Source organism: Clostridium sp. CF012 (genome assembly GCF_018861755.1).
In the GTDB taxonomy this organism is placed as follows: domain Bacteria; phylum Bacillota; class Clostridia; order Clostridiales; family Clostridiaceae; genus Clostridium_AD.
On record NZ_JAHLEF010000063.1, the window covers coordinates 1 to 7,311 of the forward strand.

The 7,311-nt window shown below is 31.2% G+C and carries 11 protein-coding genes and 1 pseudogene; all 12 read left to right on the forward strand.

The genetic code is table 11. From position 1 onward, the window contains the following. Window positions 1-396, forward strand: a pseudogene (locus KPL50_RS25760) (phage tail tape measure protein); the annotation flags it as partial. A 40-nt stretch (window positions 397-436) separates the two neighbouring features. Beyond that, window positions 437-877: a hypothetical protein gene (locus KPL50_RS25765; protein ID WP_253200821.1), complete on the forward strand. Its 441-nt coding sequence runs from the start codon at window positions 437-439 to the stop codon at window positions 875-877. Next, entirely contained in the window at window positions 874-1,911 is a 1,038-nt protein-coding gene (locus KPL50_RS25770) for a hypothetical protein (protein WP_216301348.1), read from the forward strand. Before KPL50_RS25765 ends, KPL50_RS25770 begins: the two co-directional genes overlap by 4 nt. 8 nt (window positions 1,912-1,919) lie before the next feature. Continuing rightward, a complete protein-coding gene (locus tag KPL50_RS25775; RefSeq protein ID WP_216301349.1) occupies window positions 1,920-2,180 on the forward strand; it encodes a DUF2577 domain-containing protein in 261 nt (86 codons plus the stop codon). Between the two features lie 2 nt (window positions 2,181-2,182). Continuing rightward, window positions 2,183-2,641 (forward strand): DUF2634 domain-containing protein, encoded by a 459-nt coding sequence (locus KPL50_RS25780; RefSeq protein ID WP_216301350.1) that lies wholly within the window; start codon window positions 2,183-2,185, stop codon window positions 2,639-2,641. Further along, window positions 2,641-3,708 (forward strand): baseplate J/gp47 family protein, encoded by a 1,068-nt coding sequence (locus tag KPL50_RS25785; protein WP_216301351.1) that lies wholly within the window; start codon window positions 2,641-2,643, stop codon window positions 3,706-3,708. The genes KPL50_RS25780 and KPL50_RS25785 overlap by 1 nt, the downstream gene beginning before the upstream one ends. Then, entirely contained in the window at window positions 3,698-4,237 is a 540-nt protein-coding gene (locus tag KPL50_RS25790) for a putative phage tail protein (RefSeq protein ID WP_216301352.1), read from the forward strand. The genes KPL50_RS25785 and KPL50_RS25790 overlap by 11 nt, the downstream gene beginning before the upstream one ends. 2 nt (window positions 4,238-4,239) lie before the next feature. Beyond that, the gene (locus tag KPL50_RS25795) at window positions 4,240-5,094 is read left to right on the forward strand and encodes a hypothetical protein (RefSeq protein WP_216301353.1); all 855 of its coding nucleotides are present in this window, start codon (window positions 4,240-4,242) and stop codon (window positions 5,092-5,094) included. Between the two features lie 15 nt (window positions 5,095-5,109). Beyond that, window positions 5,110-5,376 (forward strand): hypothetical protein, encoded by a 267-nt coding sequence (locus tag KPL50_RS25800; protein ID WP_216301354.1) that lies wholly within the window; start codon window positions 5,110-5,112, stop codon window positions 5,374-5,376. 34 nt (window positions 5,377-5,410) lie between these two features. Continuing rightward, entirely contained in the window at window positions 5,411-5,569 is a 159-nt protein-coding gene (locus tag KPL50_RS25805; protein WP_216301355.1) for a hypothetical protein, read from the forward strand. Window positions 5,570-5,779: 210 nt separating this feature from the next. Further along, entirely contained in the window at window positions 5,780-6,190 is a 411-nt protein-coding gene (locus tag KPL50_RS25810; protein ID WP_216301356.1) for a hypothetical protein, read from the forward strand. 212 nt (window positions 6,191-6,402) lie between these two features. Beyond that, window positions 6,403-7,311: discoidin domain-containing protein (locus tag KPL50_RS25815; protein ID WP_216301357.1), on the forward strand; the 909-nt coding region annotated here is incomplete at its 3' end.

Sequence of the window (7,311 nt, forward strand, 5' to 3'; positions counted from 1 at the left end):
GTTACTGGTTTAATGAGTAAAATACCAGGTGTAAAAATTGGGAAGATTGGCAATGTAGGCGTAGAGGATAAGGGTACAAAAGTAAAAGCAATAACAAAACCGAAAGTATATGATGTAAAAAATAATTTTGGTTTAACTATACCAAAACATGCAAAAGGTTCAAGCTATACAAAAGCTGGACTTGCATTAATTAACGAAGAAGGCGGAGAAATTAGAAAATTATCCAGTGGAGAAACAATTATCCCTGCAGATAAATCAAAACAATTAATAGAAAAATCCAAAGGTGGCCACACATTTATTTTTAACATAAAAGGGAATGTGGGAACAGAAGAATTTTTTGAGGAAGCATCCCAAAAGACTTGTAATAAAATATTGACATTGCTAGGGAATATGTAAAGAGTGATTTTTATAATCACTCTATTTTAATGCAAAGAAGGTGGTTATAATAGCAAATATTTATTTTTCAGATTCGAAAAGAAAAATAATAATAGAATTACCAGTCCTTCCAGAAGAAATGCCAGAACTATCAAGAAACGCGAAGAATGAAGAATTTGAAACTTTCAATAATGGTGCCTTTAATCTACTTGGTAACGTGGGGTTGATTACATTTACTTTAGATAGTTTTTTACCTGCTTATGCAAATAAATATAGGTGGGCTAAATCTCAAATTAATCCTTATAGCTTAATAAATCTGTGGGCGAGCAATATGGCAAATAAAACACCTTTACGTGTAATTATGAACAGAAATTTGAGAAAAGATTTGCCAGCCGAACTATTAAATTTAGCGGTTTCCGTGGAAAATATGAAGTGGCATGAGGACAGAACTGGTGATATAAAATATACTATAGATTTTAAAGAATATAGGGAGATAAAATGATTTATACATTACGTGGTAGACAAAGTGGGATATGGGTAAATATATTGCCTACGAGTGATTCAATTTCATGGGGAAGCGACAAAGATACCTTAGCAGTAGATTTAAGCTTTACTAGTTTAAGAGACCTAACAGAGGGGACCATCGTTCAACTACTAATAGATTCAAAATTAACAATTATGGGATCAGTGATTAAAAAATCTAAAACTAAAAATCAATTTAGTTATTCTTGTCAAGATTTTGCAAGGGTTCTAGGGAAAAATGAAACGATTATACAGTTTAATAAAATTTCGGCTAGCGATGCAATTAAACAATTATGTAGCAAGTTCGGGGTTAAATGCAATGTGGTGGATATAGACTTTGTAGTCCAAGAAGAAAAAAAGTCTACAGTTAAAAGCAAAGCAGATAAAACTATTAATTTAAAAAGTGGAAAAACTAAAGTAACAAAAAGAGTTGTAAGTACAAAAATAACTACAATGATAAAAAAAATATTTAAAGACCAAACTTTGAGTGATATTATAGAAGAAATCTTAGAACAAGCAACATCAGAAAAAGGTATTAAATATGTAAAAGAAATGATAGGAGATACACTTTATATTAGAAAATTAGCAGATTATAAAATATTTCCTACTTTTATTCTAGCAAGTGATCTATCAGTTAACAGTTCAATAGAGGAAATGAAGAATAAGATATTAGTTGTATCTAGCGACGAAAAAAATAATAGAATCCTAGCAACTGCAAGTGACCCGAAAAATATTAATATTTATGGAAGTTTTCAAGAAGTTATTACTGTAGAGCAAAAAGATATGTCGAAAGCAAGTAATATAGCAACTAACAGGCTCAAAGAAACTAATAAGGTTTTTAAAGATACTACACTAAATATTATAGTGATTAGTGGTGGCGAAGAAATTAGGGCTAATAGAATGATTAGTTTAAAGATTGCTAGTATGGGTTTGAATGGTTGGTATAACATAAAAAGTTGCTCAAATAGTTTGCAAAATGGAAATTTTAAAAGTGCAATAAATATAGAGTGGTAGGTGATTAAATGGACTATGCAGTAGCGTTTGCACTAGAATTAAAAAAGAGAAATAACTCCAAACCTATCGGGAATTTAACAGGAGAAATATTATCCATTACACCTTTAAAAATTGGAATACTATCTAATGGAGTAATTTTGGATAATTGCATAATAACAAAGACTTTTAAAAGTCTTTTAGATAATAATTTAGCGGTTAATGGCGATAAAGTATTGATTATTTCGGATGCTTCAGGAGAGATTTTTTATGCAATAGATAAGGTGGTGTAAGCATGGATAACATCATGCCAGTTATAGACATAGAACAAGATTTTTTGATAGAGGATTATGATATAGTAACAGAACAAGAAACCCCCACAAAATTAGGTAGAAGTTTCCTATTCAATAACCTAACAAAAAAGTTTGAATTTGCAGGTGGTAGAAATATAGAAATTGATGAAAAACAAGCTATTAAACAATGGATAACGCTTGTTTTAAGAAGCAATAAAAATAAGATTAATATCTATAAGAATACAGATTTCAACTGTAATGTAGAGTGGTTAATTGGTCCAAAACTAAATAGTGTTATAGAATCAGAATTAAAAAGAGAAATAACAGAAAGTCTTTTAAAAAATGCATTCATTATAAGTGTAGATAATTTTATATTGAAACAAATTAAAGGCACTTTAAATGTAGAATTTAATGTAGGCCTTAAAAACAGTGAAAATTTAATTATAAATGAGGTGATTTAATGTATGAAAATATGACTGCTGAGAATATTTTAATTGAACTACTAGCAAATGTTTCAAATGACTATGAAAAAAGTTTAGGATATCCTACCGCCGACATTTTGAAAAGTTTTAGTATCGAGGAGAATAAACTCTATAAAATACTACAATCTATGATAGATAAATTAGATGTAGATTTATTAACAGGGGATTATCTTACTAAATATGTTCTCCAACGCAAAGGAATAATAAGAAAAATAGCGACGAAATCACCTGGCATTTTAAATGTTATCGGATCAGGAGAAGTTAAGATAGGAGATTTATTTTCTACCAGTAACGGTATTCAATTCATTTCAATAGAAGACAAAACAATTACGACAAGTTTAGATATAAAAATCGAGGCAGTAATTGCTGGTGCAAGTGGTAATGTAGGTAGCAATAGTATTGTGCAAATGCCAGTTACGCTTGCAGGGATAGTATCTTGTAATAATATAGGGTCGACACATGATGGGTATAATGCCGAAAGTGACGATAGTTTGCGACAGAGATATTATGATGCATTACAACTTCCAACCGCAAGCGGTAACCGCTATGACTACATGACATGGGCGAAAGAGGTAACAGGTGTAGGGGATGCAAAAATAATAAGTTTATGGTCAGGAGCAAACACTGTAAAAGTAGTAATAATAGATAGCGATAAACAACCCGCTAGTGCAGATTTAATAAAAAAGGTACAAGACTATATAGACCCTAATTCCAACGGCAAGGGCGAAGGGCAAGCCCCTATTGGAGCATATACAACAGTAATAAGTGCTACTAGCAAAGCAATTAATATAGACTTGGTAGATATACAAGAAGCAACGAATTACACGCTTGCAGACATTACTATATCTTTAAAAACTGATATAACTAATTATCTTAAAGAGGTTGCTTTTAAACAAGACTATGTATCTTATGCAAAAATTGGTAATGTAATTTTAAATACTGAGGGCGTAGCCGATTATACAACTTTAACTATTAATGGCGGCAATGTAAATATAAACATTTTAAATGAGGAGGTCGCAACGCTAGGGGTGGTAAATGTTGTATAATGAAAGCTTAATAAACAACCTCCACAAAGACTACAGACAAGACCCATGGATAGTTGAGATATACAATAGCGCAGGGATAACATTAGATACCTTAGAATTAACTACAACCGATTTAGAAAATCAATACAGTTTCGACACCATGACATGGGCGATTCCGATTTTAGAAAAGCGATTAAAAATAAAAACTAATCCTTTGAGTTCCATAGAAGACAGAAGAAGTTTTGTTGAAGCAAAATGGAAAAGTTCTGGAAAATGCACTTTAGACTTTATTCAAGCCATTTGTAACAGCTGGAAAAATGGAGAAATAGCGGTCGATTTTGTAGGTGGCAGAATACAAATAAAGTTTGTAGGTGCTACAGGTATACCCACCGACTTAAATGGGTTAAAAGATGCAATAGAAGAAGCAAAACCATGCCACCTATTAGTAGATTACTTATTTAAATATTTGCTCATAAAAGATATACACAATACCATGACAATAAATCAACTGCAGACAACTAAAATAAATCAGTTTGCAGGGAGGGGATAAATATGTCAACTAATACACCTAATTTAAATTTAAAAAAAATTAATACCACAACAGATGGTAATAACACATTTAATATAGATACAGACTTGAATGAGAACTGGGACAAGATAGACACTAAAGTAAAAACGCTTGAAGATGGTATAGGTAATATTACAGTGCCGGTTACAAGAGTAAATCTTAAAACTGGGGATGTAACACTAAATGCAGGCGATATTAAAGCGGCAGATGGAGCAACAGTTGAGTCGCATTTGGCAGATATGGGGTCACAACTTAGCGGTAAAGGTGCGAGTTTAATAGGACTAAATGATAGTGCCAATAAATTTACCGCAACTAATGTTGAAGGTGCTATGAGTGAACTTTTTATAAATGTCGATAATGGAAAAAATAGCGTTTATTCCGCTATTGTCGGCAAGGGAATCAACCCAACAAGCAAAGATTTTTCAGCACTTACAAGTGGAATAAACGCAATAGCAAAAGGGCAAGGCAACGCAGTGGAAAGCAATGTACAAAATGGTTTCACTTTTACTAACAATGATGGCATTTTGAGAACCGGGAATCACATAGAACCTACAATAGAAAGTTTAGGGGGTAAAAGAATAGCAAGTGGTAGTGGAGTAACAGGTCAAAACAAATTTGCTACTATTAGTAATCTTTTATTTAAACCATCAAAAGTGGATATATGGTGTTCTGGTGCTCTATGGCAATTTAATAGTGCGTTTAGTAATTATGTAACATTTGCATTAAATAGTGACGGCTCTGGATTAGGGTCATATCCACAAGCAATTGCAAATTATGGTTCATTTTATGGTTTTGTTAATGCTGTTGATGCACCATATACTTATAACGCATATGAATAGGGGGAATATTAAAAAATGAAAACATTATTAATTTATGATAGTTTAGGTTATATATTATTTCAAGGTCAAGGAAGTGTGAGAGAACCAAACGGTGTGCCTTTTATATGGGTAGTAATTCCAGAGGGCAAAAGAATAAAATATACTGATGGAATAGGTGTAGATGTAAATGTTACACCAAATGTTGCAATATTAGAAGATATTCCATTGACGGAAATGGAAATAATGCAAAAGCAACTAATAACATCACAGCAAGCAATAGATATGCTCGTAGGTATGATGTAACCTATTATTCGAACTATGAGAGGAGGTGATATCTATGTATGATTACATTTTAATGAGATGGACTATGGCTTATGTAACTGATTTATGGGTAATGGATAGAGTTCCAAAATTTCTTACGGATGCTCAATGTGCAGTAATTTTAAATACTACACAAAGTCCTGGGACATTATTATCAAAAATGGCAACAGTATAATTAAAAGGAAAAGTAGACACTCATTGAGTGTTTTTATTTGTGACAGAATAAGTTCCAATGTTTATTAATTCGAGGATGAATTCAAGTGGTGGAGATTTTATTCAGTAAGATGATATAGCAGTATTAACATTAGAAAGTTTTGTTAAAGTATATTGAGTTTATCTCGATAAATATACACTAAAAGAATTTTTGTTTGCTGAGGAGGATAAAATGAGTTATTTAATTAAAGTTATATTAGTTTTGTGGTTGACATATCTAATTATGAGTAAGGTGGTAAATCCTATTCTATTTTCAAAAAAAAATGGAGTTGTAGTTTTAGGTAGAAAAGATAATACGGTATACACAACAATTTCAATAAAAGCCTTAATACGATATTATAAAAAAGGAAGATATGAGGAATTTAGAAAAGATTGTGAGGATTTTTTTAATTCACTTGAAAAAGATAAGGTATATATTACGCATACTCATATATTGATACTAAAGGAAATTGAGAAGAGAACTGAACATATAATATATGCTAAAACAAAAAAGAAGAGAATGGTTCTCGTAAAATTGATTATAGGCAGTACAAAAAACTTATTTAGAAAAAATCAATATTATAAAGTGTGTTTCAAAATATGAAATAATTATATAATTATTTTGAATTGTCACAAGGAATAAAAGCTTGTGACAATTTTGTTTGTTTTAATACAAACTAGGAAAATAGAAGTAAGAACATAAAATATCCTATATCTATGAACCTAAAAATCAAAGTTAAGTTTTGGTAAAATTATCCGATAATATAAGTGTAAGAAAGAAATTGTCTTAATTTAATTAATGGGGGAATGTAAAAGATGAAGAAGTTTTATCAAGGATTTATTAGTAAAATTAGGATTGTATTTTTAATGGCTCTAATATTTGGTGTTTTGTGTGGTAGAAGTGCTTATGCGGCAGATACATACACTGAAAATTTAATACCTAAAATGATAGGTTATACAGCTAACGGAATTACGGTTAGCGCTAGTGGTGAATATGACGGAAGGTATTTAGCATGGAAAGCTTTTGATAGGATTGCCTGTGGAGATGATATTGGAAAAGAGCATAGTTGGGCTAGTGCACGGGGTACATCAAAAGGTTGGATTAAGGTAGATTTTGGTGTAACTAATCAAAAAAATATTGAAAAGTATACTATTAAATGCCGAAAAAGTAATGATAATTCGAATATAAAGTCATGGACGTTTGATGGCAGCATGGATGGAACAAGCTGGGTTGCATTGGACACTAAGACTAATGAAATTAATTGGGATTATAGTAATAGTGAAAAAAGAGAATATATTTTCGCTAATGATAAAGAATACAGATATTATAGAATAAACGTACTTGCAAATAATGGACAATCAAATTGGATAGACATAGATGAAATTGAATTAATGGAAAAAGAAATACCAGTTATTCAATCAATGAGTATTTCTTTAAATAAAACCTTAGCAATAATAAATGTAGGGCAAGATGAAACATTAACAGCAACTATAACTCCAGATAATGCAACAAATAAAACTGTAATATGGAAATCAAATCATCCAGAAATTACAACAGTAGATATTACTGGGAAAATAACAGCTGTCACAACAGGAACAGCAATAATTACAGCCACAACTCAAGATGGAAGCAATTTATCTGCAAGTTGTATAGTAACTGTAACAGATAAAGTTGTACAACCACCTACAGACAATACAGGAAATGCAATACTTACAATAACAATG